Origin of the sequence: Microbulbifer epialgicus (genome assembly GCF_041447265.1) — a bacterium.
Taxonomy (GTDB): domain Bacteria; phylum Pseudomonadota; class Gammaproteobacteria; order Pseudomonadales; family Cellvibrionaceae; genus Microbulbifer; species Microbulbifer epialgicus.
In genome coordinates this window covers 1-25794 of the sequence record NZ_JBGMEK010000033.1, presented here as the reverse complement: position 1 = coordinate 25794, position 25794 = coordinate 1, and the positions used below count along the sequence as shown (strand labels likewise).

Here is a 25794-nt window from a genome sequence, read left to right as displayed (position 1 = left end):
AGCAGGCAGAGGGGAATTCAGCTTGGGAAATAAAAAAGGGCTCACTTATAAAGTTCACCCTTTCAGATCAACATATTTCAGGAAGCGGGGATCACTTCCTGACCACGCATGTAAGGGCGCAATACTTCAGGAATTTCAATGCTGCCATCTTCACGCTGGTAATTCTCCAGTACCGCAATCAGGGTACGTCCCACCGCAAGACCAGAACCATTCAGCGTATGCACCAGCTCGGGCTTACCAGTTTCTGGGTTACGCCAGCGCGCTTTCATACGACGTGCCTGGAAGTCTCCGATCAGAGAGCAAGAAGAGATTTCCCGATATTTGTCCTGGGAGGGAATCCAAACTTCAATATCGTAGGTCTTGCGCGCGGCAAAGCCGATATCGCCACCACACAGCACTACAGTGCGATACGGCAGGTTGAGTTTCTGCAAAATGGTTTCGGCATTTTGCGTAAGGGTTTCCAGCGCTTCCTCAGACTGCTCAGGGCGGGTCACCCAGACCAACTCCACTTTTTCAAATTGGTGCTGGCGAATCATACCGCGAGTGTCGCGACCGTGGGAGCCGGCTTCAGAGCGAAAGCAAGTTGTATGGGCAACCAGCTTGTGTGGCAACGAGGCTCCATCCTCAACAATATGGTCGCGGTACATATTGGTGAGCGGCACTTCCGCCGTCGGAATCAGGTAGAAGCCGCGCTCATCTTTGAGCTTGAACAGGTCTTCTTCAAATTTGGGCAGTTGAGAGGTGCCATAGAGGGAATCACTGTTAACAACTACCGGTACATTGGTTTCCTTGTAGCCATGCTCTTCGATATGGGTATCCAGCATAAACTGGGCCAAAGCGCGATGCAGACGGGCCACCTCACCAGTCATTACCGCAAAGCGCGAACCTGTCAGCTTAACGGCCATTTCAAAGTCGAGGCCGCCCAGCTGGGTGCCGAGGTCCACATGGTCCTTAACCTCAAAATTAAATGCGCGTGGCTGCCCCCAGCGACGGACTTCAACATTATCATCTTCACTATCGCCCTCAGGCACAGAGGCGTCCAGCAGATTTGGGATTGCTGACAGGATTGCATCCAGCTCTTCATGCAGCTCAGTCAAGGAATGCTTTGCATTCTGCAACTCGCCCCCAAGGGACTCTACTTCTTTGAGTAATGGAGCTATATCTTCACCGGCGGCCTTCGCACGCCCGATATTTTTCGATTTGCTATTACGCTCATTTTGTAAACTCTCGGTGCGCACCTGCAATGCTTTGCGGCGCTCTTCAAGAGCTTCCAATTTGGCAGTATCCAGTTCCACACCGCGCTTTTTCAGGGCCGCGGCCACCTGGTCCATATCCGTGCGAATCAGTTTGGGGTCGAGCATCGTTTCCAGTTCGCCTGCTATCAGGCTCCTACAACATAATATTGAATTTTGATTAAAAATAACGCGTCGCCAAGGCGACAGCACCCCCAGCAGCTAACAGGCAGCAAACAACACTGCCGACAATATAGCCAATGGCCACTAGCGGCTGGCCATTGTGCCACAGTATCAGGCTTTCGAGGGAGAAAGTGGAGAAGGTTGTTAGGGCGCCGAACATGCCGGTCATCAGCAGGAGACGCCACTCCTCGCCCAGCATGGCCCGCTGGGTGATCAATATGTAGGCAATACCGATTAAAAATGACCCAACGATATTGACTACCAGAGTCCCCAAGGGGAACTTACCGCTGAACACCGGATAACACCAGACAGTGATCAAGTGGCGAAGAATTGCCCCAACAGCACCGCCAATAGCAATCGCCAGCCACTGCATTTATTGTTCCCCCAAAACCTCTATTGCCTATGCATTATTTTTGTAACGCTGCTCAACGCTCTCACTATTTAGTCGGCGCAGCATTTGCAACTTTTCAGAAATTTTCAATTCCAGTCCGCGCGGCACTGGCTGGTAATACTGACGGTACGCAATCTCTTCAGGGAAATAGCTCTCTCCAGCCGCAAAAGCATCAGGCTCATCATGGGCATAGCGGTATTCCGCCCCATGGGATAGGCTTTTTGCAAGTTTGGTGGGGGCATTACGTAAATGGATGGGCACATCATAGCTGGGATCATGACGTACATCTGCCATGGCGCGCTTGTACGCAGTGTAAACCGCATTGCTTTTTGCAGCCACAGCGAGATAAGTAATTGCCTGAGCTATAGCCAACTCCCCTTCCGGGCTGCCCAGGCGCTCCTGCACATCCCAAGCATTCAAGGCTAACTGTAATGCGCGCGGGTCCGCGTTACCGACATCTTCACTGGCCATGCGCACCACCCGGCGGGCAATATAGAGAGGGTCACAACCGCCATCAAGCATCCGCACAAACCAGTAAAGTGCCGCATCGGGGTCGGAACCGCGAACTGATTTGTGCATTGCCGAAATCTGATCGTAGAAGTAATCACCCCCCTTGTCGAAGCGACGCACATCGGCACTGAGCACCTCTGTGAGAACCGCTTCATCAACAATCAATTTCCCGGACTCCTCCCGGGCTAGGTCGCAAGCTACTTCAAGTAGGTTAAGGGCACTGCGCGCATCCCCATCAGCGGCACGGGCAATCTTGCGCAACACCTTCTCTGGTACACCGATTTTACGATCGAGTAGTTGATCATCGGTTTGCAATGCCCTCTGCAATAGTTCTACCAAGTCCTCCTCCGGAATACTGCGCAGTAAGTAGACTCGACAGCGGGACAGCAACGCATTATTCAATTCAAAGGCGGGATTCTCGGTGGTGGCACCAACAAAAGTCACTGTACCCTCCTCCACATAAGGAAGGAACGCATCCTGCTGTGCCTTATTGAAGCGGTGGACTTCATCCACAAACAGGATAGTGCCACGACCAGACTGCATCCTGTTCTGCTCGGCTTCCGCAACCGCCTGGCGAATATCCTTTACCCCTGCCAGTACCGCAGAGAGAGTTGCGAAACGCGCATCGCATTCCTGGGCGAGCAATCGGGCGAAAGTGGTTTTACCGACCCCCGGCGGTCCCCACAGGATCATTGAGTGCAACTGGCCTCGCTCTACCGCTTCACGCAGTGGTTTTCCTTCCCCCAATAAATGTGACTGGCCTACAAAGCAGGCCAGGGAATCTGGCCGCATACGCGCGGCCAGGGGTTGATGTTTTTGAGGGGACTGAAACAGATCACTCATCTTTAATAATATCGGTACCAGCTGGCGGCTTGAAGTTAAAAATAGAGGCGGAAAGCTTGGGGTTGGCCTTAACTCCGCTGAATTCGATTTTGGTGGTCTGTCCCATACTATCGCGAACAGTCATCAAGGAAGGCAGGCCATTCTCAGAGAAGTGGATTTCCATCGCCTTGAAAGGTGCTTTGGGATTTTTCGGAGTCAGGTGATAAACGCCATCCTTCAAGTTAACATTGAAGGAATTTCGAATATCCTCAACCTTGCCACCCAGCAGTAATGCAGGGGTCTCTTTCATACGCGCATCAACTGGTCGTACTGTCACTTGTTCCAGGTCAGGATCATAAAGCCACAGGGTTTTGTTGTTCGTTACCAGCAACTGGGCATAGGGTTCCCCAGTTTTCCAGCGCAGCTTTCCAGGCCGCTGCACGGAAAAGTTACCATTACTCTCTTGAGTCACTTTGCCGCGTTCATCTTTCAGGGTCTGCTTGAAATTCCCGGACAGCGCCGATAAAGGCTGTAACAGCTTACTGAGATCTTCAGTGGCATCGGCCCATGCTGCACTGGTCGCAACAGTCAAACTCATTAATAAGTTGCGCAGAATAGTTTTCATATATGAATCCCAGTGTGTTGATTTCCTTAAAGACTAGCCACGGACAGGTGAACAGTAGCTTAACCTGTCACCTGACCTACAGACACCTCCACTTATGCAGGAGGGGGAGCCAGCACTTCACGATTACCGTTATGTCCGGCAGGGGAAACAACACCAGCCGCTTCCATGGCATCGATAATTCGCGCGGCCCGATTGTAGCCGATGCGCAGCTGGCGCTGCACAGAAGAGATAGAAGCTTTACGCGATTTTGTTACAAAGGCGACTGCCTCATCATAAAGGGCATCTGATTCGGGATCTTCATCCTCACCACCTTCGGACTGCAGGCCGGGTACCGGGATGCTGTTGTTACTGTCATCGATAATGCCTTCAATATAATCGGGCTCGCCTCGGCGCCCCCAGTCCGCAACTACTTTGTGTACTTCGTGATCATCCACAAAAGCACCGTGTACACGCACGGGCACGCCACTGCCGGGAGGCAGGTACAGCATATCGCCGTGACCCAGCAATTGCTCGGCCCCACCCTGGTCAAGAATGGTGCGGGAATCTACTTTAGAAGAGACCTGAAATCCGATACGGGTAGGGACATTTGCCTTGATCAGGCCGGTGATCACATCCACTGATGGGCGCTGAGTGGCGAGCAGCAGATGAATCCCAGCGGCACGGGCTTTCTGTGCAATACGCGCAATTAATTGTTCAACTTTCTTGCCGACAATCATCATCATATCGGCAAATTCATCGATAACCACTACGATTGCGGGCAGAGCCTTTAACGCCGGCGCTGTTTGATCCTCTTCTGGCACACTTAAAGCGGGGTCCGGTTGCCACAAGGGGTCGAGCATGGGCTCACCCGCTTCTTCAGCTTCTTTTACCTTGCGGTTGAAGCCCGCCAAGTTGCGCACCCCCATTGCAGCCATCAACTTGTAGCGACGCTCCATTTCACCAACACACCAGCGCAGGCCGTTGGCGGCATCATTCATATCAGTGATAACAGGTGTCAGCAGATGGGGAATCCCTTCATAAACAGACAACTCCAACATCTTTGGGTCCACCAGGATCAGGCGCACCTCATCGGGTGTCGATTTATACAGCAGACTGAGCAACATCACATTGATACCCACAGATTTACCGGATCCTGTGGTACCCGCCACCAATAGATGGGGCATTTTAGCGAGGTCCGCAACAACCGGTTGACCGGAGATATCATGCCCCAAGGCCAGAGTCAGTGGGGACTTGGCGTTATCGTAGACGTCCGCTGACAGGACTTCGCTGAGACGCACCATCTGGCGATTTTCGTTAGGGATCTCGATCCCCACCACGGACTTGCCGGGGATCACTTCTACAACGCGCACACTGATAACTGCCAGGGAACGCGCTAGGTCCTTGGCCAAGTTAGAAATCTTGCTGACTTTTACTCCTGGTGCAGGCTGGATTTCAAAGCGGGTTACCACCGGGCCAGGCAGCACAGAAACGACCTCGGCAACTACGCCGAAGTCTTTGAGCTTAAGCTCCAGCAAGCGCGATAGCGCTTCAAGAGAATCCCGAGAAAAGCCGGCTTTCTTGTTCTGGTCGGCGGGGTCGAGTAACCCCAGGGGCGGCAAGGTACCAGTGACGGGACCACTTTTGAATAGCTCACCCTGCTTCTCTTTGGCTGCGCGCGGGCTCTGCTTGGGCTTGGGCGCTGCCGCCTCAATCTTAGGTGGGATACGTTTGGCCGTGCGCTGCTTTTCCTCTTCCACAGCGGCCTTGCGCACCACGATAGCCTCCCGTGCCACACGGGCCTCCGTGCGCTTCTGGCGCCAACGCTTGAAGAGGCTACCAAGCAACGCAAAGACGCCCAGCACATTGCGGCCGATGGACTCCGCCAGCTTGAGCCAGGACAGCCCGGTAAATATCGTAATACCAATGGCAAAAACCGCCAGCAATAAAATGGTGGCTCCCACATACCCGAGACTGGCACCAGTAGCCCCTGACAACGCTGCGCCAATGATGCCGCCATTGGAGAACGGCAGCGGCTTATCCGCAGGAGCAAAGCAAAGTGTTGCGAGCGCCGCGCCACTGACCAGTACCAGAATCAGACCAAAAACCCTGAGCGCAAAAAGTGGTCCATGGAAACGGGCATTGCGATCTCGCAAAATGCGGTAGGCACGTAAACCAATTAGCAACGGGAATAGATAAGCCATCCAGCCGAGCAAAGACAAGCAAACATCGGCCAGCCAGGCACCGGCAGGACCGATAGCATTGTGAATCTGGCTGGAATGCCCGGTATGAGACCAGCCGGGGTCCTGCGAATCGTAACTCAGCAAGCTGATTGCGAGTAACAGAGCCCCTGCCAGTAGGCTGATCAGCGCCCCCTCGCGAATTAAGCGGGCGATCAGTGAATCCGGCAGAGTACCGCTCTTGTCAGAAGTCTCTTCAGTTACGCTTTCGGCCTTCAATGGCTTACCTCAAAATTTTTATGTTGTTTCTTTACCAGGTTAACTCGATGGCAATCTTCTAAATTATTTTGCCAACTTAATTAACTGATAAGTTAAGGAATATACTTCTAGCCCTTCCGCTATCATCTAGGGCCCAATTTTTTCGTGTGCTTGTTTAAGCAATAGCCAATCCCTTGGCTATCAATAGTGTTGTTTCATTTTATGTTTACATAGGCTTATCAGCACGGAAAATGCAGTTCGGCACTCCGATAGTGATATTGTCCCCGCTGTCCTGCCAATGCACCTCATCGCGCAGTTTTTGGGAGACCCTCTCCCTTGTAAAGTTATTCAGTATCGCCAACTTGCTGTGATCTCCAGCTAGTTCATCTTTTAATCTTGCCAATGTGCTATAGGAAAATTCTGTTTGAAGGAGGGGCTCAATATTCTTAAAGCCCGCGCTCTTCAGAAGCCACAACAATTGATCACCCCGGGGAAAATAGCGATCGAATGCCTGGGATTCACAGCGAGCAAGCATATTGGATTTATGTACAATATCTGTGAACGCATCCTGAATCTCTCCCGTTCCTGGCAGCAGCTCCCAAATTACGAATCGCCCTCCAGGTTTCAAGACTCGATATATCTCCTGCACAACCAACGATTGATCTGCCTGCGGCACTTCATGCAGGCCCATTTTGAGCACAACAGCATCAAAAGATTCCTTCGTATAAGGTAGCGCCCTTGCGTCTCCCACAGTGATATCTGCAGCACACTCATGTGTTTCTGAGTCTGCCCGCTCCAATTGCGATCTGTGGGCATCGCACATGCTGAGCTCAATTTCCATTGCATTTTGAGCCGCAAACCGTCGTAATGCTTGGCTTATTTCTCCGGCACCGCACATTAAATCCAGTACTTTAGCGCCATTTTGAAGCTCCAGGCCCTCAACAATTTTCTCCGTTGTTCCCGCAGATACTGTATCCATATCAAGAGCATCCAGGACGCGGACATTGTAGCCATCTGCAACGATATCGCATCTTGCCTGTAAATTCAGTGATGCAAAAAGTTCTGCTAGATCTGGGGGGCCGTGCAAACTGGCCCGGTGACGACCATCAGGCTCCATATCGAGAGAAAGTCGGATCGAGAATGTATCGTCCACGATCTCAGAAACAAACGCCTGCGCCTCTTCACTCAAACTGAAAAGCAACGTTGGATGTCCGACAATATCCTCATCAAGATTGAGTGCCACAAACCTTCTATTTTGCCTCATGATGACCCCGAGCATCGCCAATATTTACCTTGAAGTAAGCTGACTCACTGACAATGCATCGGCCTCCTAAACCATGACCAATGGTTAAGTTATAGCCACATCCAGGTTCCGCACTTAGACTAATCTTCAATAAAATGAAATGATTTTTATCTATAAAAATCAGGGAATTAACTTCGTTTTCTAATGTCGATTATACAGTTTTTCATGAGAAGATGACGCGGCGACACGAGGTAGTCGATACGACAGATAGCACATTCCAATAGAACTAATTAAGTCAAACTATTTCGCCGACTAGTTACTATCACCTATTATATCGGCCAGTTTGATAGTCTCGACTGATCAAAAAATGGCCGAGCAAGTTTACCCCTGCTCGCAGGATAAACCTTGCACACAGACAGTTTTAAAGAGAACTTCATGAGCAACAACCATCATCGACTGATCATTCTCGGCTCTGGCCCCGCAGGCTACACAGCCGCTATTTACGCTGCCCGCGCTAACTTGAACCCGGTAGTTATTACCGGTATGCAGCAAGGTGGACAGCTGACCACCACTACCGAAGTGGAAAACTGGCCCGGCGGCATCCCAGATTTGCAGGGGCCGGACCTGATGATTCAGATGCAGCAGCACGCAGAACGCTTCGATACCCAGGTCATTTTTGATCACATCGAATCCGTAGATCTGGAGCAGCGTCCTTTCACTCTGAAGGGCAACGATACTTACACTTGTGACTCCCTGATTATCGCCACCGGCGCTTCCGCCCAATACCTGGGACTACCTTCAGAAGAGGCCTTCCAGGGGCGCGGTGTCAGTGCCTGCGCTACTTGCGATGGTTTCTTTTACCGCGACCAGAAAGTTGCCGTCGTTGGCGGTGGTAACACCGCAGTTGAAGAGGCCCTTTACCTATCTAATATCGCCAGTGAAGTGACCCTGATTCATCGCCGCGACGAGCTGCGCGCGGAGAAGATCCTTCAGGACCGCCTGATAGACAAAGTGGAAAACGGCAATATCAAGGTTTGCTGGCACCATACCCTGGACGAGGTTCTGGGCGATGACAATGGTGTAACCGGGCTGCGGGTTCGCAGTACCCAGGACGACTCTACCAAGGAGTTGGATGTGTCCGGCGTGTTTATTGCAATTGGGCACAAACCGAATACCGGTATCTTTGAAGGCCAATTGGAGATGAACGGCGGCTATATCATCGTTCAAAGTGGTCTAGAAGGTAATGCCAGCCAAACTTCTGTTCCCGGTGTATTTGCCGCGGGAGACGTATCTGACCATATCTACCGCCAAGCCGTAACCTCCGCCGGTACTGGCTGTATGGCGGCCCTGGACGCAGAGCGCTTCCTCGACGCCCAGTAACGGCCTTAACCCCGGGGAAGCCTCTCCCCGGGAATCTCCCACCCCGCTTGGACAGGAGTCAGCTCGTGGCAAGGGACACCCAAAGCCGCATGATGTGGCTCGATGAAAACCATATCAATTTCCCCCCCACAGAATCCGCTCTGGATGACCCAAATGGCTTGCTCGCAGTCGGAGGGGACCTGACTCCCGAGTGGCTGCTCGCAGCTTACCGACGCGGCATATTTCCCTGGTTTTCGGATGAACAGCCCATTCTATGGTGGAGCCCCTCGCCACGCTCTGTAGTAATTCCCCAGGATTTCAAGGTCGGCCGCAGCCTTCGCAAGGTACTGCGCCGCGGAACTTTTCAGGTTACATTTGACCGGGCATTCGAGGAGGTTATCGATGCTTGCCGCGCCCCCAGATCCGGCGAAGATGGCACCTGGATTACCGATGAGATGTGCCAGGCCTATATAGATATGCACTATCTCGGCCATGCCCACTCTGTAGAAGTATGGCGAGCGGACAAGCTCGTTGGCGGACTCTATGGCCTGGCCATTGGCAGTGTATTTTTTGGCGAGTCGATGTTCCACAAGGAAACCGACGCCTCCAAAGTCGCTTTTGTCCACCTCATTCGGCAATTAGAATTGTGGGGCTGCCGGCTGGTTGACTGCCAGATAAGCAACCCGCACCTGACCAGTCTGGGCGCTATTGAGTTGTGTCGTCAGGATTTCGAACACCTGCTGGAAAGTGGCGTGAAACAGCCAGCCTTCCCACAGCCTTGGAAGCTTTCGTGGACTTATGGGTAAATATTCTCAACTGGATTCTGTACGTTTGTTGGCCACTCTACCTCACCCTTGCGGCTACCTGCCGGACCGGGAGGCCACCACTGTGTTTGTGGACCCACAGACTAAAGTCGACCAGCGCCTGTACAACCGCCTATCCGAGCTGGGCTTCCGGCGTAGTGGTGCCTATCTGTATCGTCCTCAGTGCGCCACATGTAGGGCATGTGTACCGGCAAGGGTACCAGTGAACCTGTTTGTACCAGATCGCAACCAACGCCGCTGCTGGAAACGCAACCGGGATCTGGACATCTTCCACATCGAATCCATCGATACTGACGAACACTACGAGCTGTATGCCCGCTACATCGAGCAACGCCATGCCGACGGCGAGATGTACCCTCCCAGCCGCGAACAGTACCGTAGCTTCCTGTGCCAAGCTTGGGGAGCCACGCGCTACATTGAGCTGCGCGCACGTGGCAAGCTGGTTGCCGTAGCAGTGACCGACCTGCTCACTGCGGGCCTATCCGCCATCTATACTTTCTTCGATCCGGATGAGGGCAAACGCAGCCTGGGGAGTTACTGTATTCTTTATCAGATCGAATGGGCCAGGCGACTGGGGATCCCCAGTCTCTACTTGGGCTATTGGATCGAGAATTGCCATAAAATGGCCTATAAAAGCCAGTTCCGGCCAATTGAAATGCTTAAGGAAAACCGTTGGAGTCTGAAGTCTCTCTAGCGCATTAACACGCGCCCTTTGCTCTATTCAGCCTTTTCGTGCAAAATGCTCGCCCGTCGAGCCGCGGCTAGGCCAGTGTGCCACCGGGGTAAATGGTCTGATAAAGTTTATTTGAAGGTTGCTGCCGCATGGCAAAAGACGATTATATTGAAATGGAAGGCGAGGTGATTGACACCCTGCCAAATACCACTTTCCGCGTAAAGCTGGAAAATGGACACGTGGTAATTGCGCACATTTCTGGAAAGATGCGCAAAAACTACATCCGCATCCTCACCGGCGACAAGGTCAAGGTGGAACTCACTCCTTACGACCTGAGCAAAGGCCGCATTACTTACCGCGCCCGCTAAACTGCTCGCCTGGAAAAGCGCCTTTACTGGCCGCTTGTCCAGATACTAAAAAGCCACCTCCCGGTGGCTTTTTCAATTGGACCTGCGCTAAGGTCAGACTGGAACCGCAGTTTTTATAGCCAGTTCATCACCCTCGATAGTGACCGCAACACGTCCACCCTCTTCCGCCAACTCTCCAAATAGCACGGCTTCGGCCAGTGGCTTGCGCAGCTTGTCACGAATCAGCCGCGACATCGGACGCGCACCCATTTTTTCATCATAACCGCGAATTGCCAGCCACTCACGGGCCTCGTCATCCACAACCAGGGTTACGCGTGAGTCATCAAGTTGCGCCTGCAACTCAACAATAAACTTGTCCACTACCGTCTTCACCACATCCAGCGGCAGGGATCCAAACTGGATAACGCTATCCAAGCGATTGCGGAATTCCGGGGTAAACATTTTCTTGATCTCCTCCATACCGTCAGTGGAGTGATCCTGGTTTGAAAATCCAATAGAGCGCCGGCTCATCAGCTCGGCACCCGCGTTGGTGGTCATGATGAGAATAACGTTGCGGAAATCAGCCTTGCGGCCGTTATTGTCAGTCAGAGTACCGTGATCCATCACCTGCAGTAACAGGTTAAACACTTCTGGGTGCGCCTTCTCAATCTCATCCAGCAGCACGACACTGTGAGGATGCTTGGTCACAGAGTCAGTCAGTAGTCCGCCCTGGTCAAAACCCACATAGCCAGGTGGCGCGCCAATCAGGCGAGAGACCGTGTGACGCTCCATATACTCGGACATATCGAAGCGAATCAGCTCGATTCCCATCACTTTCGCCAACTGGCGACACAGCTCAGTTTTTCCGACACCGGTGGGGCCCGAGAATAGGAAAGAGCCTATGGGCTTCTCCTCGGCACCGAGACCTGCGCGACTAAGCTTGATTGCCGTGCTAAGGGCTTCAATTGCACTATCCTGGCCAAAAACAACCATCTTCAGATTGTCATCCAATTTCGACAGCTGCTCTTTATCCGACGCAGATACGCTCTTGGCAGGAATCCGTGCCATTTTCGCAATCACGGACTCGATTTCACCGACACCGATCACTTCTTTGCGATTCTCAGAAGGCAGCAGAGACTGATAGGCTCCGGCCTCATCAATAACGTCAATTGCCTTATCGGGCAGGAATCGTTCGGTAATATGGCGGCTGGAGAGCTGTGCCGCGGCATCCAAGGCCGCATCGGTAAAACGCACTTTGTGGTGATTTTCGAAACAACTCCGCAACCCCTGCAGGATTTGAATGGTTTCTTCAACCGAGGGTTCACTTACATCAATTTTCTGAAAGCGCCTGGAAAGTGCGCGATCTTTTTCAAAAATCCCACGGTATTCAGTAAACGTAGTAGAACCTATACAGCGCAGCTGGCCACTAGATAAGAGTGGCTTGAGCAGGTTGGAAGCATCCATCACACCACCAGAGGCTGCGCCGGCACCGATAATCGTGTGAATTTCATCAATAAACAGTACCGCATGCTCACGCTTCTTTAATTCAGCCAACAGTGCTTTGAAACGCTTCTCAAAATCACCGCGGTATTTGGTCCCGGCCAACAGAGAGCCGAGATCCAGCGAATAAATTGTGCTGTCTTTGAGCGGCTCGGGAATATCCTCATCCACGATGCGGCGAGCGAGCCCCTCAGCGATGGCGGTCTTACCAACACCTGACTCACCAACCAACAGCGGGTTGTTTTTACGGCGTCTGGCCAGAACCTGGGTTACCCGCTCCACTTCGGGCCCACGCCCCACCAGGGGATCAATACGGCCGAGGATAGCCTCTTGATTCAGGTTGGTTGCGTAGCTCTCCAGAGGGTCTGTGCCACCCGGTTCTGCGCCACCACTAATCTCTTCATCGACCTGCTCAGGCGCCGTATCCGAGCCGTGATGATGATTGTTACCACTGGAACCTACTCGGGAAATACCATGCGTGATGTAATTCACCACATCAATACGCGCAACACTCTGCTGCTTCAGATAGTAAACAGCCTGGCTTTCCTGCTCACAGAAAATGGCAACAAGGACATTAGCCCCTGTGACTTCCTTCTTACCAGATGACTGGACATGGAAAACGGCCCTCTGCAGGACCCTCTGAAACCCGAGTGTGGGCTGAGTTTCACGGTCTGTGTCAGCCTCTGGAATTAACGGTGTTGTAGAGTCTACAAACTCCAGCAACTCACGTCGCAACGCGCTTAGATCAGCTCCACAGGCATGCAACACATCAGCTGCAGATTCATTGTCCAAAAGCGCCAGCAATAGGTGCTCTACGGTCATGAATTCGTGCCGTTTTGCGCGCGCACCCTTGAACGCCAGATTAAGCGTTACCTCTAAGTCCTTGCTGAGCATCTAAACCTCAAACCCTAATCGCCAATATTTCCCGCCGACTCCGCTGTTAGGCGCGCACCCTTTGCCGGCGTCTATATCCTGGCTGATTCCCTTCAGGTGACGGGACCCTTGTTTAAAAGCAGCTCTATTCAAGATCAATCGTCTTTACTTTCATCCGCCTCAATTTCGCATAACAGGGGGTGCTCATTCTCCTGGGCGAATTGATTGACCTGCGCGGCCTTTGTCTCCGCTATATCCCGAGTATAGACACCGCACACTGCTTTTCCCCGCGTGTGTACTTGCAGCATCAACTGTGTGGCGCGCTCCCGGTTGACTAAAAAAAACAGCTCCAGAGTCTCTACAACAAAGTCCATCGGTGTGTAGTCATCGTTGAGCATGATGACCTTATACATGGGAGGCTGCTTTAACTTAGGTGGCGCCTCCTCCAGCGCGAGCCCGCCATCGGAATCCCCCAAGTCGTAACGGTCTCCCTCTGACTTATCGGAGCTTAGTGTAATGATCTGCGGAATACTCATAACAATTATCAATGAATTCTCTAAAACTTCGATGTAGCGACCTGCGCAACCATCAACAACCTGCCATTGTAACCTTATTTGACCTACGACACAGGAACATCACAGAGTCCACTTGCGTTTCTTGACATTCCCATACCAGTTGACTACAAGAGTTAGTGCCTGCACGTTCACAGCCGTTAATCGCAGATAGGATCGCAGTCGATTAATCCGCAGGTCAAATAAATATAAAAACTCTGTAAGGTGGCCAGTTGGTCACTCAGGCAATTAGAGGGAATCGTTATGCCTACCGGTACCGTGAAGTGGTTCAACAACGCAAAGGGATATGGGTTTATTCTTGCAGATGAAGGAGGGGAGGATCTGTTCGCGCACTATTCCGCTATTCAGATGGAAGGCTACCGAACCCTGAAGGCTGGCCAACAAGTCACCTTTGACATCGTCAGGGGTGACAAAGGCTATCACGCTGCCAATATTTCTACTGTGCCCTCGGGCGATGCCGCCCCTGCCAGCAAACCTTCCATACCGAACTCCGAACCGGCCTATGCCGAAAGCGTGAGAGAAAAGGAAGCTGAGGCTCTCGACTAGCCTCTTTCTGGCAATCCGCACGCACAAAAAAGCCCTTCACTGCAAAGTGAAAGGCTTTTTTGCTATCGGGACCGGGCCTTAGAGCCCGGCATCCAATTTGGCAATCTAGGCCATGTGCTTGATAACTTCGTCACCGAACTCGGAGCAGGACTTAAGCTCAGCACCGTCCATCAGGCGCTCGAAGTCGTAAGTTACAGTCTTGGCTTCAATCGCACCTTCCATGCCTTTGATAACCAGGTCCGCAGCTTCGTTCCAGCCCAGGTGACGCAGCATCATCTCAGCGGAGAGAATCAGGGAACCCGGGTTAACCTTGTCCTGACCAGCGTACTTGGGCGCAGTACCGTGGGTTGCTTCGAACAGGGCAACGTCATCAGACAGGTTTGCACCCGGAGCGATACCAATACCACCAACCTGTGCAGCCAGTGCGTCGGACAGGTAGTCGCCATTCAGGTTCAAGGTAGCAATTACGTCGTACTCAGCAGGACGCAGCAGGATCTGCTGCAGCATAGCGTCAGCAATTACGTCCTTGATAACGATCTCTTTGCCTGTCTTCGGGTTCTTGAAACTGTGCCAAGGACCACCATCCAGCGGCTGGGCGCCAAACTCGTCGCGAGCCAGCTCGTAACCCCAATCAGCGAAGGCACCTTCGGTGAACTTCATGATGTTACCTTTGTGTACCAGGGTTACGGAATCTCGGTCCTGGTCAACGGCGTACTGGATTGCCTTGCGCACGAGACGCTTGGTGCCTTCGGCAGATACCGGCTTAACACCAATACCGCAATGCTCGGGGAAACGAATTTTCTTAACACCCATCTCGTCCTGCAGGAACTTAATGACTTTCTTCGCTTCGTCAGAATCAGCTTTCCACTCGATGCCAGCGTAGATGTCTTCAGAGTTCTCACGGAAGATCACCATGTCTACCTTGTTCGGCTCTTTAACCGGAGAAGGTACGCCACTAAACCAGCGAACCGGGCGCTGACATACGTACAGATCCAGCTCCTGACGCAGAGCAACGTTCAGGGAACGGAAGCCGCCGCCTACTGGAGTGGTCAGGGGGCCTTTGATGCTAACAACGTAGTCTTTGATCGCTTCCAGAGTTTCAGCCGGGAACCAGTCACCAGCGTAGGTCTCTGCCGCTTTCTCGCCACAGTAGATTTCCATCCACTCGATTTTCTTGTCGCCGCCGAAAGCTTTTTCTACGGACGCGTCGATCACCTTGCGCATTACCGGGGTGATATCCACACCGATGCCGTCACCCTCAATGAAAGGAATAACCGGGCGATTCGGAACATTCAGCGAACCGTCGGAATTGACTGTAACTTTTTCGCCGTCTGCCGGCACTTGGATATGACCCATATTGCGTAAACTCCCAATATTCTATGACGTTTTAGGTCCAGCGTTGCTTGCACCGCTCCCCCGGGACCTTAGGGCGGGGATAAAAAACGGCGGGATTATAGCAGCCTCGGTTAATTTTTGTAGTTGGATTACAATACTCAATTTTTGTCATGGCTAAGATTATTCTCCTCAACAAGCCTTTTGGCGTGTTAAGCCAATTCACGGATGACCAAGGGCGCGCCACACTAGCGAACTATATCCGGCACAAAGGCTTCTATGCTGCCGGCCGACTCGACTACGACTCAGAGGGACTGCTGTTACTTACAAATGATGGTGCGCTACAACACCAGATAAGTCATCCCAAGAAAAAGGTGGCTAAAACCTACTGGGCCCAAGTAGAGGGTGAGATAGATGAAGAGGCACTAATGGCTCTACGTCAGGGAGTTGAGCTAAAAGATGGGCGCACAGCGCCGGCTAAGGCCAAACGCCTTGCCGGTGTGGAGCTATGGCCTCGCACTCCACCGATCCGCGAGCGTAAATCCATCCCCACCAGCTGGCTGGAGCTAACTATCTCCGAAGGGCGCAATCGGCAGGTTCGGCGTATGACTGCCGCTGTTGGTTTCCCTACCCTACGACTGGTGCGTATGGGAATTGGCAACTGGAAACTCAACACGCTTCAGCCTGGCGAGTACCGTATAGAGGAGGTTTTTAGCACCTCTAGGCCCAAACAAAGGCTTAAGCAGGGGCGCAACCAACCCCGTAGACGGCGCTAAATATAACCGAAGATCAAAGCAGTCTTGGTCAGGAGGCACATTCACAGGTAAAATTCGCCTCCTTTCCATAACAGTGAAGTAGTGACTGTCCTCCTTATGTCAGATTCCACGCACAACAAACAGCCAAAGCGCGTCATCGTCGGTATGTCCGGCGGTGTTGATTCCTCTGTAGCCGCACTTCTGCTCATGCAGCAAGGCTACCAGGTGGAAGGCCTGTTTATGAAAAACTGGGATGAGGACGACGGCACAGAGTACTGCACCGCAAAAGCAGACCTGGCCGACGCTCAGGCTGTCTGCGAAAGGCTCGGTATCAAGTTACATACCGCTAATTTTGCTGCTGAATATTGGGACCACGTTTTCGAGTACTTCCTCGCAGAATACCAGGCTGGGCGCACACCGAACCCCGATATCCTTTGCAATCGGGAGATCAAGTTCAAAGTCTTCCTGGAGTACGCTGAGGTACTGGGCGCGGATGCTATTGCCACCGGACATTACACCCGTCGCCGCGATAGAGATGGCCGTACTTACCTGCTTAAAGGCCTCGATGGCAACAAAGACCAGAGCTACTTTCTACACGCGGTGGGCGAAGCCGAATTTGCACGCTCGCTCTTCCCCCTGGGCGAATTGGAAAAGCCTGAGGTACGACGTATTGCCGAAGAAAATGGCTTTATTACCCACAATAAAAAAGACAGTACCGGCATCTGCTTTATCGGCGAGCGCCGCTTTAAGGACTTCCTGGAGCAGTACTTACCCGCACAACCTGGCGATATGGAGACCCCTGAAGGGAGCATCATGGGCCACCATGCAGGCCTGATGTACCACACCATCGGTCAGCGTCAGGGGCTTGGTATCGGTGGCGTTAAAGGTGCTGGCGAGGAACCTTGGTATGTAGTGGGTAAAGACCTCGAGCGCAATGTACTAATCGTTGCTCAAGGTGCACACCACCCCCTTTTATACTCAACCGGTCTCCAAGCAACCCAAACTCACTGGATCAATGGTGTGGCACCGGCGGTAGAATTCCGTTGTCAGGCCAAGACCCGCTACCGTCAACCCGATCAGGACTGCACTGTGTTTGTGCAAGATAGTGGTAACTTGGTAGTAAAATTTGACGAGCCACAACGCGCGGTAACCCCTGGGCAATCTTTGGTACTGTACGATGGGGAGGTTTGCCTCGGCGGCGCAGTAATAGAAAATGCAACAGGAGTCGGCACCGCCGTACCGGAAAAATACAAGAAGTAAATTAAGGAGCAATTTTGGATAATTGGCGGGATCAGGCACTGGCACTGGCCGGAATATTTCAATCGGCCACGTTAGTGGAACGCCTGGCGAAAACCGGCACCGCACCTCAAGCTCAGCTGGAAACGGGGGTTCACAGCTTGTTCCAACTCAATCCCGATCGCACCGAGGATGTCTTTGACGGGGCAAAGAACCTGCTGCCCGGCCTGCAGGTTTCAAAACAACTCTTACAGTCCCGGCAGCACCCCGAGTATACCGATTGCCTGCGCTATGCACTTTCTGTCTTGTATCTACAACGACAGCTGAGCAAGAAAAGCGATTTGCTGTCCATCATCGGCAGTCGCCTGGAAAAAGCCAAGGTGCAGGCCGAACACTTTGCTCCAACCCACGAGAATGTATTCTCCAACCTGGCCGGTATCTACAGCGATACTCTGGGCACTTTCCGTTTTCGTATCCAAGTGCTTGGAGACTTCAATTTTCTGCAACAACAACGTGTTGCTAACCAAATACGCTCCATGTTGTTTGCCGGCGTGCGCGCCGCGACCCTTTGGCGGCAACTAGGCGGCCGACGCCTACACCTGCTGTTCCAACGTAAAAAGCTTTTGCATGCGACCAACGAATGGATCGCACATATCGAATCTAAAAATTCATAATCCCGGAGATTTACTATGACAGTTGAGCTTTCCGCACTCACAGCGGTATCCCCTATTGATGGTCGCTACGAGAGCAAGACTGCCCCCCTTCGTGAAATATTCAGTGAGTACGGCCTGATTCGCGCCCGCGTTGAAGTGGAAGTGCGCTGGTTGCAAAAACTTTCCGCGCACAATGAAATCGCTGAGGTAGAACAGTTTGAAGATGCAGCCAACCAACTGCTGAATAGCATCGTTGCCGATTTTTCTCTGGAGGATGCCCAGCGTATCAAGGAAATTGAGCGCACCACCAACCACGACGTTAAAGCGGTTGAGTACTTCCTCAAAGAAAAAATCAGCAGCAATGCGCAACTGGCTAAAGTTAGTGAGTTCGTTCATTTTGCGTGTACTTCCGAAGACATCAACAACCTCTCCCACGCGCTGATGCTACGTGCTGGACGCGACAATGTGATGCTGCCAGCAATGAACGCACTGGTAGAAAGCATTGCCGAACTCGCAAAAACCTTTGCCGATGTTCCCATGCTATCCCGCACCCATGGACAAACTGCCAGCCCCAGCACTGTTGGAAAGGAATTGGCCAATGTGGTAGCTCGCCTGCGTCGCCAAGTCACTCAGATACAAGCCGTGCCACTATTAGGTAAAATCAACGGTGCAGTCGGTAACTACAATGCGCACCTTTCCGCCTACCCAACTATCGAGTGGGAGAAAAATGCGGAAGAATTTATTTCCTCCCTAGGCCTTACCTGGAACCCCTATACCACACAGATTGAGCCGCACGACTATATTGCCGAACTGTTCGACGCGATCGCGCGTTTTAACACTATTCTGATCGATTTTGATCGCGATATCTGGGGCTACATTTCTCTCGGCTACTTCAAACAAAAGGTCGTTGCTGGTGAGGTGGGCTCCTCTACCATGCCGCACAAGGTTAACCCTATCGACTTCGAAAACTCTGAAGGTAACCTAGGCCTGGCCAACGCCGTATTTCAGCACTTGGCTGCAAAATTACCCGTTTCTCGCTGGCAGCGCGATCTGACCGATTCCACTGTACTGCGCAACATGGGTGTGGGCGCCGGTTACTCAGCAATTGCCTACGCCGCCACGATGAAAGGCCTGGGCAAGCTGGAAATCAACCGTGAACGCCTTGCGGAAGACCTGGACAACTCCTGGGAAGTTCTGGCTGAGCCCATTCAGACCGTAATGCGTCGCTACAATATCGAAGAGCCCTATGAAAAACTGAAGGCTCTCACTCGCGGCCAGGGCATCACCCGTGAAACCCTGAAAATATTTATCGAGAACCTGGAAATTCCCACAGATGCCAAAAATGCTTTGCTGGAAATGACTCCAGCTTCCTATATCGGTAATGCCATAGAGCAGGCTCGCAAAATTTAAGTGAGCTTAGCTACCGGCCACTTCGCAGTGGTCGGTAGATCACCAATAATTATTACTGCTTTTCCTTGCCGAGTCGGCGTACTGCTGCTGATTCATAATCAAGTGCAGGTGTTGAGAGTAATCCCCAGCCTATCTGACAATGAGAGTTACCGTGGCCAGCCCCCTTACCCACCTAGGCGATATGCCAATCGAAGTATTCATGCGCGATTATTGGCAACAGAAGCCCCTGCTGATCCGCAATGCTTTTCCCAATTTCGAATCACCAATATCCGGTGAGGAACTCGCCGGCATGGCGCTGGAAGATGCTGTGGAATCTCGCCTGGTATTGGAAAACGGCGAGACTGGCCCATGGGAATTGCGTACAGGCCCCTTTAGCGAAGAGGACTTCCTCTCCCTGCCCCGCACCCACTGGACTCTATTAGTACAAGCGGTAGATCAATGGCTATCAGAGATAGCGGAGTTGAAAGATTACTTCCGCTTCATCCCTGACTGGCGCCTGGATGACATAATGATCAGCTATGCCGCTGACCAGGGCAGCGTCGGCCCTCACTACGATCATTACGACGTTTTCCTTTTGCAAGCCGAAGGCAAGCGCCTATGGCAACAAGGTCCTAAAGTGGATGAAACCAACCCTCGATTGGAGGGAACTCCTCTTAACATCCTTAAAGAATTCAATGCCGAAAACAGTTGGGTACTAGAGCCCGGAGATATGCTCTACCTCCCGCCACAATACAGCCATTGGGGCATTGCCGAAGGTGCTTGTACCACCATTTCCGTTGGTTTTCGAGCTCCTTCAGCTGCTGCAATTCTCGAAGATCTCGCTGCTGAAGTAGCAATAGGGTTACCAGATAGCCAACGCTATACCGATTCTGGCGCAGAGCCAGCGAAGAACCCCTCCGAAATAGATCCCGCTTCCGTTGCTCGGCTGCAACAACAACTCGGGGAGTGGTTAAAACAACCGAAGAAAATCGCCCAGTGGTTTGGCGCAGTTATGACTGAGGCAAAATATCCGGATACCGTTGCGCTTGATGCAGGTGATGCCGCCGACTGGCGTGAACAATTGCCACAAGGAGTTCAGTTAGTGCTGAATCCCGCATCGCGAGCGGCATTCTGCCGAGAACCTTCAACCCTTTTTGTCGATGGCGAAGCCTTCACCGCTCCACTTGTTTTTGTCGAGCAATTTACCAAGTCCCATGAAATTACCTGGAACGAGATAGAGACCTTCCCAGAAATTGCCAAGGACAACGGGCTGATTGATCAACTGGTATCTCAAGGCACTCTAATCTACCCTCCTGAGGATTTCTGATTATGGCAATTTTCGTACGCCCAGCAGATTGGCAAACTGAAAGAGATAGCATTCGTGCAATTCGGCAAGCAGTCTTTGTCGAAGAGCAGAAAGTACCCGCAGACCTTGAGTGGGATAACCAGGAAGAGAGTTCACAGCACTTCCTGGTTTTTCAGGGTGGTGCAGCTGTAGGCACCGGTCGCCTGACGCAAGCTGGGAAGATTGGCCGTATGGCGATCGACAAAAAAGTAAGGGGGCAAGGTCTGGGAGCAGAATTACTCAAGGCAATTTTTGAATACGCCCAACAACAAGGCTATCGGCAGATATTTCTGCATGCGCAACAACAAGCACAAGGCTTTTATTCCAAGGCTGGCTTTAGTGCTGAAGGGAAAGTTTTCTTTGAAGCTGGCATACCCCATATCAAGATGGTGCAGAACTTAAGCTGACATCACCGTAAAGTGCTGGTATATCTGCCTCCATCTACCAGCGCTCACCACTTACTACTAATCCTCCCCAGTAAAAACATAACGCTCCATTAAATAAGCGAGCGGAGCAATTCCCACCACATACACTAACCAGAGTGCCAACCCCCAGTAGGGATTAATGACTGTTAAAAGGCAGGCCAATATACTGGTGAGCAGCATCACCATACTCACTAACAATACCCTTTTCGCCCCGACGCTAGACCGATTTGGGGCTATACACCACATTCCCGCTATCGCCAGTGCAGCCACAGCATAAGTGATAGACAGGAGAATTATCGACCAAGCCTGATTTGGATACTCTCCCAACAACCCCGCAGGAAAAGGGATAAATGCTACCGCCCCTAGCAATAAGAAATTAAGCCCGGTAAATCCTGCTGACTTGGATTCATGATTAGACATCAGGTGATTGTGGTTAAGCCATAACCGACAAAGGATGGCAAAACTCAGCAACCAAGAAAATACATGAGGAATTTGTTGGTGGATATTGGTCTGGAAGTTTTCACCTAGCTTGATATCTGCCAAGTCTGGAATTTGGATGTTAAATACCAAAAGCGTCATAGCAATAGCGAAGACGCCATCGCTAAGCGCATTGATACGGCTGGAAAGAAAAGACTTGTGATGCATACCTACCACTTTGCGTTAGTGAAAATTACAGTAAAGCCCAGCCAGCCGGTGATTATGTCCAAGTCAATCTGATTCTCACACAAACCTATTCTCTGGTTACATTTCTTTGAGATGTTTCTAGCGCTTATAAAAAACACAGTTTGATAACGACTTTGTAAGTGCATTCTTTATGAAAAATAAATATCAGAACACCACCTCGACAAATTTGTTGGGTAAATGACTTGCCTCAATGGAGTGAGTACAAGACCATCCTTGGAGAAATCATAGGTATTTTGAGTGTTTCTTCCGGCAAAAAGTTTGTTAACTGGCTCACTAAAACGATAATTTTAGAGCCTGCAAATATGATGTGAGCTACCCCACTTCAATGAAATGAGCTTCTCATTTTTCACAACCTAAAACTGAAACTTTATCTAGAAGTCCACCTTTAATTGGCAAGTGGACCCAGCATAAGGAGTAAACTAAACGACAAAATGTTACTAATCGCTGACAAAGGACCCGATAACCGGCACTTATAGCCCCACTATCGCAGTAATCAATTCCCCCAACGCCAAAGACAATACCTCCATAGACTTAGCGCCAGGAATATGAAATAGCTAGTGAGGCAGCAGACGGGATGAAAGGTGCCCTACTCTCTCCCAAGTACAAGGCAGTGAGAAGATCTAGTTGATTTACGTCTCGCTCTTTATCTGTCACAGCAACCAAGCCAGATTGACACCCTACGCGGTTCATGCCCTTCCCTGCCGAGTCAGGCAGCACCCCCAGAGGGGCCCAAAGCATTCCCATTTACGCCGCAAATATCTGCATGGTTTGGATAGTATTCAGCTGATCTCCGCTGAAGTTACCACCAATAGTAAAACCCGCTGCAAACTTATCGATCCAGCTACGATCGCTGTATCGGCCACTAGCAGCATCCATGAATGCCTTAAATTGAGCTGTCACATTACCCATAAAAGTTGGTGATCCCAGCACAATAGCTTCGCATTGATCTAGCTGGATCATAAGATCATGGTTTCTATAGCGGCCCTGTTGAATATCCTCCCCACAAACAGGAAGCTCTACGCCCTCACAGCCCGAGATGTTAGCCGCTCCCACAACAACTGCTTGCGCCAGTTCTCTGGTACTGCCGCAAATCGAATGATAGACAACCCCGATTTTGTTCATAACGCCACCGGACTGATGAGAGCACCAGTATCTTCCCCCCGTCGTTGTTCTGATTTTCCCAAGAAGATAGTCCTAAGTTTTTCATCCGCGACTGCCCCTGTTGGAACTTCAATACCAAATATATCCACTAGGGTACGGCGTAGTTCTTCTATATTTGCCAGCATAATGACACTCTTCGGGCCCACAATGGGCTGGTAACTCAACTGACGATCCACTAACGCATGGCGTCCCTCAGAGAAGGCCCTCGCTGCAATTAGGTGTTGAACAAAACGAGAGTCAGGGTGGGTGCAACAAAACCAATTGGCAATCTTGTAGTCACCCCCGGTGCGGGGCCGGAGATCAAAGCTATACATTGGCCGCCAAATACCTTCTACTCTCACCTGGAGCAGATAATCTTCACCATCACCGTTCCGGGTGAACCGATAAGTTCCGTGAGGTGTGCTTTGCGGATTTGGTGAGTTCAGGCGTAGCGGCGCCGTCAAAGTGTTACCGCCAAACCCCACATCCACCAAGTAAGGGCCCCCATCAATTTCCACCAATAGAATCATGTGGGACTGAGCCGGTTGATGGTCCGGCGGAGTTTGCCATAGGACACGAGCAGCGAGCCCCGTGACTGTAAAACCAATCTGCTGCAACACATCCCGCAGCAAAGCATTTTGCTCAAAGCAATAGCCCCCCCGTTGATGGCGTACTAATTTGTCCTCAATCGCAAGTATCTCAATATCTACCGGACTCCCAAGAAAGGAGGTTACGTTCTCGAACGGTATGGCTCGAACGTGATACGCAAGAAGGTCTCCAAGAGTTTGCAGATCAACAGCGGGCGCACCGTTGTAGCCAATGCGCTTAAAATAACCTTGTAGGTCAACGCCATTTGTATTCTTTGTCATATACCTGAACTCCTCTTGGCCATTTAAGTGGGAGGCAGTCTAATACCTAAACCTTGCTTGAGGTCAATACCAATCAGTAGATCTCTCAATTTCTATTTTCACAATGCTATTACCAAACTTTAAGGCCCCCCTCTACTTCGTTATCGTATGCTTGGAGTGGTGACTACAGAGGTAACTATCCATTGGAACTATTGTTTTTAGGCACATCATCAGGTACACCGACAAAAGATCGAAATGTAACCGCTATTGCATTAATTGAAAGCCAGAGAAAAAACTGGTACCTGATCGACTGTGGAGAAGGCACCCAGCACCAAATCCTTCGCACCAGTCTGTCTTTGAATTCACTTGGCGCCATTTTCATCACTCATATCCACGGCGATCATTGCTATGGGCTTCCAGGGTTGCTGGCAAGTGCTGGCATGCAGGGTAGGACTGCACCGCTGACACTTGTAGCGCCAAAAGCCATCCGTGATTGGCTCTCTTCTACGCAGGCACTAATCAAACTTTATCTTCCCTTTGAGTTAAACTTTATTTCATCAGAGGAATTACCTATCCTGGATCTGGGGCAGTTCACAATTTCCCTGGCCAAACTTTCCCACAGAGCCCCCTCATACGCTTACAGTTTTACCGAAAGGAAAGTAGAGGCTTCATTAAATATTGAAAAATTGCGTGTATCTGGGATTCCACAGGGCCCTCTATGGGGAAAACTAAGAGCCGGGATTAACATCATCCATCAGGGCCAAGAATATCCTTTCGCCGAATTTCTCCTATATGAACAAAAGCCAAGAAAAATTGTAATCTGTGGAGATAATGACAGCCCGGAACTTTTAAAAGACTTTTGTATCGATAGTAATATTCTCGTTCATGAGTCAACTTATACAGAAGATATGGCTGAAAAAGCCGCTAAAGCTGGACATAGCTATGCAAAGCAGGTGGCATCTTTTGCTGAGCGGGCCTCCGTACCGATCCTGATTCTTACCCACTTTAGTCCCCGTTATCAATTAGGGACTGGTACAACACCATCAATCGATGACGTGCACTGTGAAGCCCAATCTGTATATAGTGGTAACCTGCAACTGGCATCTGATTTTAAGCGGTTTCAACTAGATAAATCTGGAAATTTAAAATGATACACACAAAACTGAGCGATGACCTTAACGTGGCACTATGAACTCCTGGGAAACAGGAAATTTGGATAATGATATCGCGTGTGATTAGGCCGATGAATTAGCAGAGAATTCAGATATCTCTGTAATTGAAAAAAGTATCGAGTCAGTCATTGAGGAATATTGTATTGATTAGGATATACTAAAATGGGAGAAGGAAAGAATACACTGCGCTCAGGACCGTATGCGGTATGGATGCCGATTACAAGCTTACAGGGATGTATTCACAGCGCGTCTCGAGTGCAGTGTATTCTTTCTGACCCAGCAGTAGGTTATGAAGTCTTGGCGGCTTTTGATACTCTGACCAAGCTAAAAGGAGAACCTGGAAGTAAAAATAGGTACTCCTAATATGTAGTAGTTCAGACTTGATCTGACAGTTACCGGTTTTTCAGAAGGTGCTTTGTCAGGTCAAATTCAGTTTACGAGTTTTTCCTTCCAGATGCTTTTTCCATCTTCAAGTGTTGCCATCGGAGTGCGGCCACAACACTTTTTACCCTGATGGGTACGGTCATTATTGTAATATGTGAGCCATTCGTCCAGATCCTTTTGTAACTCTTCTATTGATCCATAGATCTTCCGGCGTAATGAAGGCTGGTAGAACTCGAGTTATTGTCAATTCTGGTGTTTAGCCAGTCTGATCAAGCAGCGCTCTGATCGGTGGTTGTCGCTTCCTCTCCATCCGTGAA

General features: G+C 50.9%; 24 protein-coding genes and 1 pseudogene. 12 read left to right on the top strand and 13 right to left on the bottom strand.

The genetic code is table 11. From position 1 onward, the window contains the following. Positions 1–77: 77 nt before the first annotated feature. The 6 genes from serS to ACCI49_RS14480 all read right to left on the bottom strand — a co-directional run bounded on the left by serS (position 78) and on the right by ACCI49_RS14480 (position 7441). The gene (serS, locus tag ACCI49_RS14505; protein WP_371839750.1) at positions 78–1361 is read right to left on the bottom strand and encodes a serine--tRNA ligase; all 1284 of its coding nucleotides are present in this window, start codon (positions 1359–1361) and stop codon (positions 78–80) included. A 52-nt stretch (positions 1362–1413) separates the two neighbouring features. Further along, a complete protein-coding gene (crcB, locus tag ACCI49_RS14500) occupies positions 1414–1788 on the bottom strand; it encodes a fluoride efflux transporter CrcB (RefSeq protein ID WP_371839749.1) in 375 nt (124 codons plus the stop codon). Between the two features lie 27 nt (positions 1789–1815). Further along, positions 1816–3159, bottom strand: a complete 1344-nt coding sequence (locus ACCI49_RS14495; protein WP_371839748.1) for a replication-associated recombination protein A — start codon at positions 3157–3159, stop codon at positions 1816–1818. Then, on the bottom strand, positions 3152–3763 hold the full coding sequence (gene lolA / locus ACCI49_RS14490; RefSeq protein ID WP_371839747.1) for an outer membrane lipoprotein periplasmic chaperone LolA: 612 nt from the start codon (positions 3761–3763) through the stop codon (positions 3152–3154). The genes ACCI49_RS14495 and lolA overlap by 8 nt, the downstream gene beginning before the upstream one ends. 92 nt (positions 3764–3855) lie before the next feature. Further along, positions 3856–6198 carry a DNA translocase FtsK gene (locus ACCI49_RS14485; RefSeq protein WP_371839746.1) on the bottom strand — a complete coding sequence of 781 codons (2343 nt, stop codon included), beginning with the start codon at positions 6196–6198 and terminating at the stop codon, positions 3856–3858. 205 nt (positions 6199–6403) lie between these two features. Further along, positions 6404–7441 carry a class I SAM-dependent methyltransferase gene (locus ACCI49_RS14480; protein WP_371839745.1) on the bottom strand — a complete coding sequence of 346 codons (1038 nt, stop codon included), beginning with the start codon at positions 7439–7441 and terminating at the stop codon, positions 6404–6406. A gap of 414 nt (positions 7442–7855) precedes the next feature. Between ACCI49_RS14480 and trxB the strand changes: the two genes are divergently transcribed. The 4 genes from trxB (at position 7856) to infA (ending at position 10644) form a co-directional block, all read left to right on the top strand. Then, complete coding sequence (trxB, locus tag ACCI49_RS14475) at positions 7856–8800, top strand: thioredoxin-disulfide reductase (protein ID WP_371839744.1); 945 nt, start codon at positions 7856–7858, stop codon at positions 8798–8800. A gap of 89 nt (positions 8801–8889) precedes the next feature. Next, entirely contained in the window at positions 8890–9585 is a 696-nt protein-coding gene (aat, locus tag ACCI49_RS14470; protein WP_371839775.1) for a leucyl/phenylalanyl-tRNA--protein transferase, read from the top strand. Then, positions 9578–10297 carry an arginyltransferase gene (locus ACCI49_RS14465; protein WP_371839742.1) on the top strand — a complete coding sequence of 240 codons (720 nt, stop codon included), beginning with the start codon at positions 9578–9580 and terminating at the stop codon, positions 10295–10297. Before aat ends, ACCI49_RS14465 begins: the two co-directional genes overlap by 8 nt. A gap of 128 nt (positions 10298–10425) precedes the next feature. Beyond that, a complete protein-coding gene (gene infA, locus ACCI49_RS14460) occupies positions 10426–10644 on the top strand; it encodes a translation initiation factor IF-1 (RefSeq protein ID WP_010130378.1) in 219 nt (72 codons plus the stop codon). A 93-nt stretch (positions 10645–10737) separates the two neighbouring features. On the opposite strand, the gene clpA is transcribed toward infA, so the two are convergent. Together clpA and clpS are read right to left on the bottom strand one after the other, a co-directional pair. Next, positions 10738–13017, bottom strand: a complete 2280-nt coding sequence (clpA, locus tag ACCI49_RS14455; protein WP_371839740.1) for an ATP-dependent Clp protease ATP-binding subunit ClpA — start codon at positions 13015–13017, stop codon at positions 10738–10740. Between the two features lie 134 nt (positions 13018–13151). Further along, entirely contained in the window at positions 13152–13532 is a 381-nt protein-coding gene (gene clpS / locus ACCI49_RS14450) for an ATP-dependent Clp protease adapter ClpS (RefSeq protein WP_371839739.1), read from the bottom strand. 279 nt (positions 13533–13811) lie between these two features. Here clpS and cspD point away from each other — a divergent pair, with 279 nt between their 5' ends. Next, positions 13812–14114, top strand: a complete 303-nt coding sequence (gene cspD, locus ACCI49_RS14445; RefSeq protein ID WP_371839738.1) for a cold shock domain-containing protein CspD — start codon at positions 13812–13814, stop codon at positions 14112–14114. A gap of 105 nt (positions 14115–14219) precedes the next feature. Here the strand turns inward: cspD and icd are convergent, their stop codons facing one another. Next, positions 14220–15470 carry an NADP-dependent isocitrate dehydrogenase gene (gene icd, locus ACCI49_RS14440; protein ID WP_371839737.1) on the bottom strand — a complete coding sequence of 417 codons (1251 nt, stop codon included), beginning with the start codon at positions 15468–15470 and terminating at the stop codon, positions 14220–14222. Between the two features lie 149 nt (positions 15471–15619). Here icd and ACCI49_RS14435 point away from each other — a divergent pair, with 149 nt between their 5' ends. The 6 genes from ACCI49_RS14435 to ACCI49_RS14410 all read left to right on the top strand — a co-directional run bounded on the left by ACCI49_RS14435 (position 15620) and on the right by ACCI49_RS14410 (position 21231). Then, positions 15620–16222 (top strand): pseudouridine synthase, encoded by a 603-nt coding sequence (locus ACCI49_RS14435; RefSeq protein ID WP_371839736.1) that lies wholly within the window; start codon positions 15620–15622, stop codon positions 16220–16222. A gap of 96 nt (positions 16223–16318) precedes the next feature. Further along, positions 16319–17461 (top strand): tRNA 2-thiouridine(34) synthase MnmA, encoded by a 1143-nt coding sequence (mnmA, locus tag ACCI49_RS14430; RefSeq protein ID WP_371839735.1) that lies wholly within the window; start codon positions 16319–16321, stop codon positions 17459–17461. A gap of 14 nt (positions 17462–17475) precedes the next feature. Further along, positions 17476–18111, top strand: coding sequence for a high frequency lysogenization protein HflD (gene hflD, locus ACCI49_RS14425; RefSeq protein ID WP_371839734.1), 636 nt, complete (start codon positions 17476–17478; stop codon positions 18109–18111). A gap of 15 nt (positions 18112–18126) precedes the next feature. Then, positions 18127–19500, top strand: a complete 1374-nt coding sequence (purB, locus tag ACCI49_RS14420) for an adenylosuccinate lyase (protein ID WP_371839733.1) — start codon at positions 18127–18129, stop codon at positions 19498–19500. Positions 19501–19651: 151 nt separating this feature from the next. Then, positions 19652–20806 carry a cupin domain-containing protein gene (locus ACCI49_RS14415; RefSeq protein WP_371839732.1) on the top strand — a complete coding sequence of 385 codons (1155 nt, stop codon included), beginning with the start codon at positions 19652–19654 and terminating at the stop codon, positions 20804–20806. 2 nt (positions 20807–20808) lie between these two features. Continuing rightward, positions 20809–21231 carry a GNAT family N-acetyltransferase gene (locus ACCI49_RS14410; protein WP_371839731.1) on the top strand — a complete coding sequence of 141 codons (423 nt, stop codon included), beginning with the start codon at positions 20809–20811 and terminating at the stop codon, positions 21229–21231. Between the two features lie 57 nt (positions 21232–21288). On the opposite strand, the gene ACCI49_RS14405 is transcribed toward ACCI49_RS14410, so the two are convergent. The 3 genes from ACCI49_RS14405 to ACCI49_RS14395 form a co-directional block, all read right to left on the bottom strand. Then, positions 21289–21894, bottom strand: a complete 606-nt coding sequence (locus tag ACCI49_RS14405; protein ID WP_371839730.1) for a TMEM175 family protein — start codon at positions 21892–21894, stop codon at positions 21289–21291. A 783-nt stretch (positions 21895–22677) separates the two neighbouring features. Further along, positions 22678–23055, bottom strand: coding sequence for a flavodoxin family protein (locus ACCI49_RS14400; RefSeq protein WP_371839729.1), 378 nt, complete (start codon positions 23053–23055; stop codon positions 22678–22680). Then, entirely contained in the window at positions 23052–23942 is an 891-nt protein-coding gene (locus tag ACCI49_RS14395; protein ID WP_371839728.1) for an arylamine N-acetyltransferase family protein, read from the bottom strand. The genes ACCI49_RS14400 and ACCI49_RS14395 overlap by 4 nt, the downstream gene beginning before the upstream one ends. Before the next feature lie 182 nt (positions 23943–24124). Here ACCI49_RS14395 and ACCI49_RS14390 point away from each other — a divergent pair, with 182 nt between their 5' ends. Further along, positions 24125–25072 (top strand): ribonuclease Z, encoded by a 948-nt coding sequence (locus tag ACCI49_RS14390; RefSeq protein WP_371839727.1) that lies wholly within the window; start codon positions 24125–24127, stop codon positions 25070–25072. A gap of 450 nt (positions 25073–25522) precedes the next feature. Here ACCI49_RS14390 and ACCI49_RS14385 read toward each other — a convergent pair. Further along, positions 25523–25711 (bottom strand): annotated as a pseudogene (locus ACCI49_RS14385) (IS3 family transposase); the annotation flags it as partial. Positions 25712–25794: the final 83 nt, after the last annotated feature.

Coding starts and splice junctions, on each gene's coding strand:
- ACCI49_RS14465 (WP_371839742.1), top strand. CDS start 9,578: ATGGGTAAATATTCTCAACTGGATTCTGTACGTTTGTTGGCCACTCTA.
- trxB (WP_371839744.1), top strand. CDS start 7,856: ATGAGCAACAACCATCATCGACTGATCATTCTCGGCTCTGGCCCCGCA.
- mnmA (WP_371839735.1), top strand. CDS start 16,319: ATGTCAGATTCCACGCACAACAAACAGCCAAAGCGCGTCATCGTCGGT.
- crcB (WP_371839749.1), bottom strand. CDS start 1,788: ATGCAGTGGCTGGCGATTGCTATTGGCGGTGCTGTTGGGGCAATTCTT.
- purB (WP_371839733.1), top strand. CDS start 18,127: ATGACAGTTGAGCTTTCCGCACTCACAGCGGTATCCCCTATTGATGGT.
- serS (WP_371839750.1), bottom strand. CDS start 1,361: ATGCTCGACCCCAAACTGATTCGCACGGATATGGACCAGGTGGCCGCG.
- ACCI49_RS14480 (WP_371839745.1), bottom strand. CDS start 7,441: ATGAGGCAAAATAGAAGGTTTGTGGCACTCAATCTTGATGAGGATATT.
- ACCI49_RS14410 (WP_371839731.1), top strand. CDS start 20,809: ATGGCAATTTTCGTACGCCCAGCAGATTGGCAAACTGAAAGAGATAGC.
- lolA (WP_371839747.1), bottom strand. CDS start 3,763: ATGAAAACTATTCTGCGCAACTTATTAATGAGTTTGACTGTTGCGACC.
- ACCI49_RS14400 (WP_371839729.1), bottom strand. CDS start 23,055: ATGAACAAAATCGGGGTTGTCTATCATTCGATTTGCGGCAGTACCAGA.
- ACCI49_RS14495 (WP_371839748.1), bottom strand. CDS start 3,159: ATGAGTGATCTGTTTCAGTCCCCTCAAAAACATCAACCCCTGGCCGCG.
- aat (WP_371839775.1), top strand. CDS start 8,890: ATGATGTGGCTCGATGAAAACCATATCAATTTCCCCCCCACAGAATCC.
- infA (WP_010130378.1), top strand. CDS start 10,426: ATGGCAAAAGACGATTATATTGAAATGGAAGGCGAGGTGATTGACACC.
- ACCI49_RS14395 (WP_371839728.1), bottom strand. CDS start 23,942: ATGACAAAGAATACAAATGGCGTTGACCTACAAGGTTATTTTAAGCGC.
- icd (WP_371839737.1), bottom strand. CDS start 15,470: ATGGGTCATATCCAAGTGCCGGCAGACGGCGAAAAAGTTACAGTCAAT.
- ACCI49_RS14435 (WP_371839736.1), top strand. CDS start 15,620: ATGGCTAAGATTATTCTCCTCAACAAGCCTTTTGGCGTGTTAAGCCAA.
- clpS (WP_371839739.1), bottom strand. CDS start 13,532: ATGAGTATTCCGCAGATCATTACACTAAGCTCCGATAAGTCAGAGGGA.
- ACCI49_RS14405 (WP_371839730.1), bottom strand. CDS start 21,894: ATGCATCACAAGTCTTTTCTTTCCAGCCGTATCAATGCGCTTAGCGAT.
- clpA (WP_371839740.1), bottom strand. CDS start 13,017: ATGCTCAGCAAGGACTTAGAGGTAACGCTTAATCTGGCGTTCAAGGGT.
- cspD (WP_371839738.1), top strand. CDS start 13,812: ATGCCTACCGGTACCGTGAAGTGGTTCAACAACGCAAAGGGATATGGG.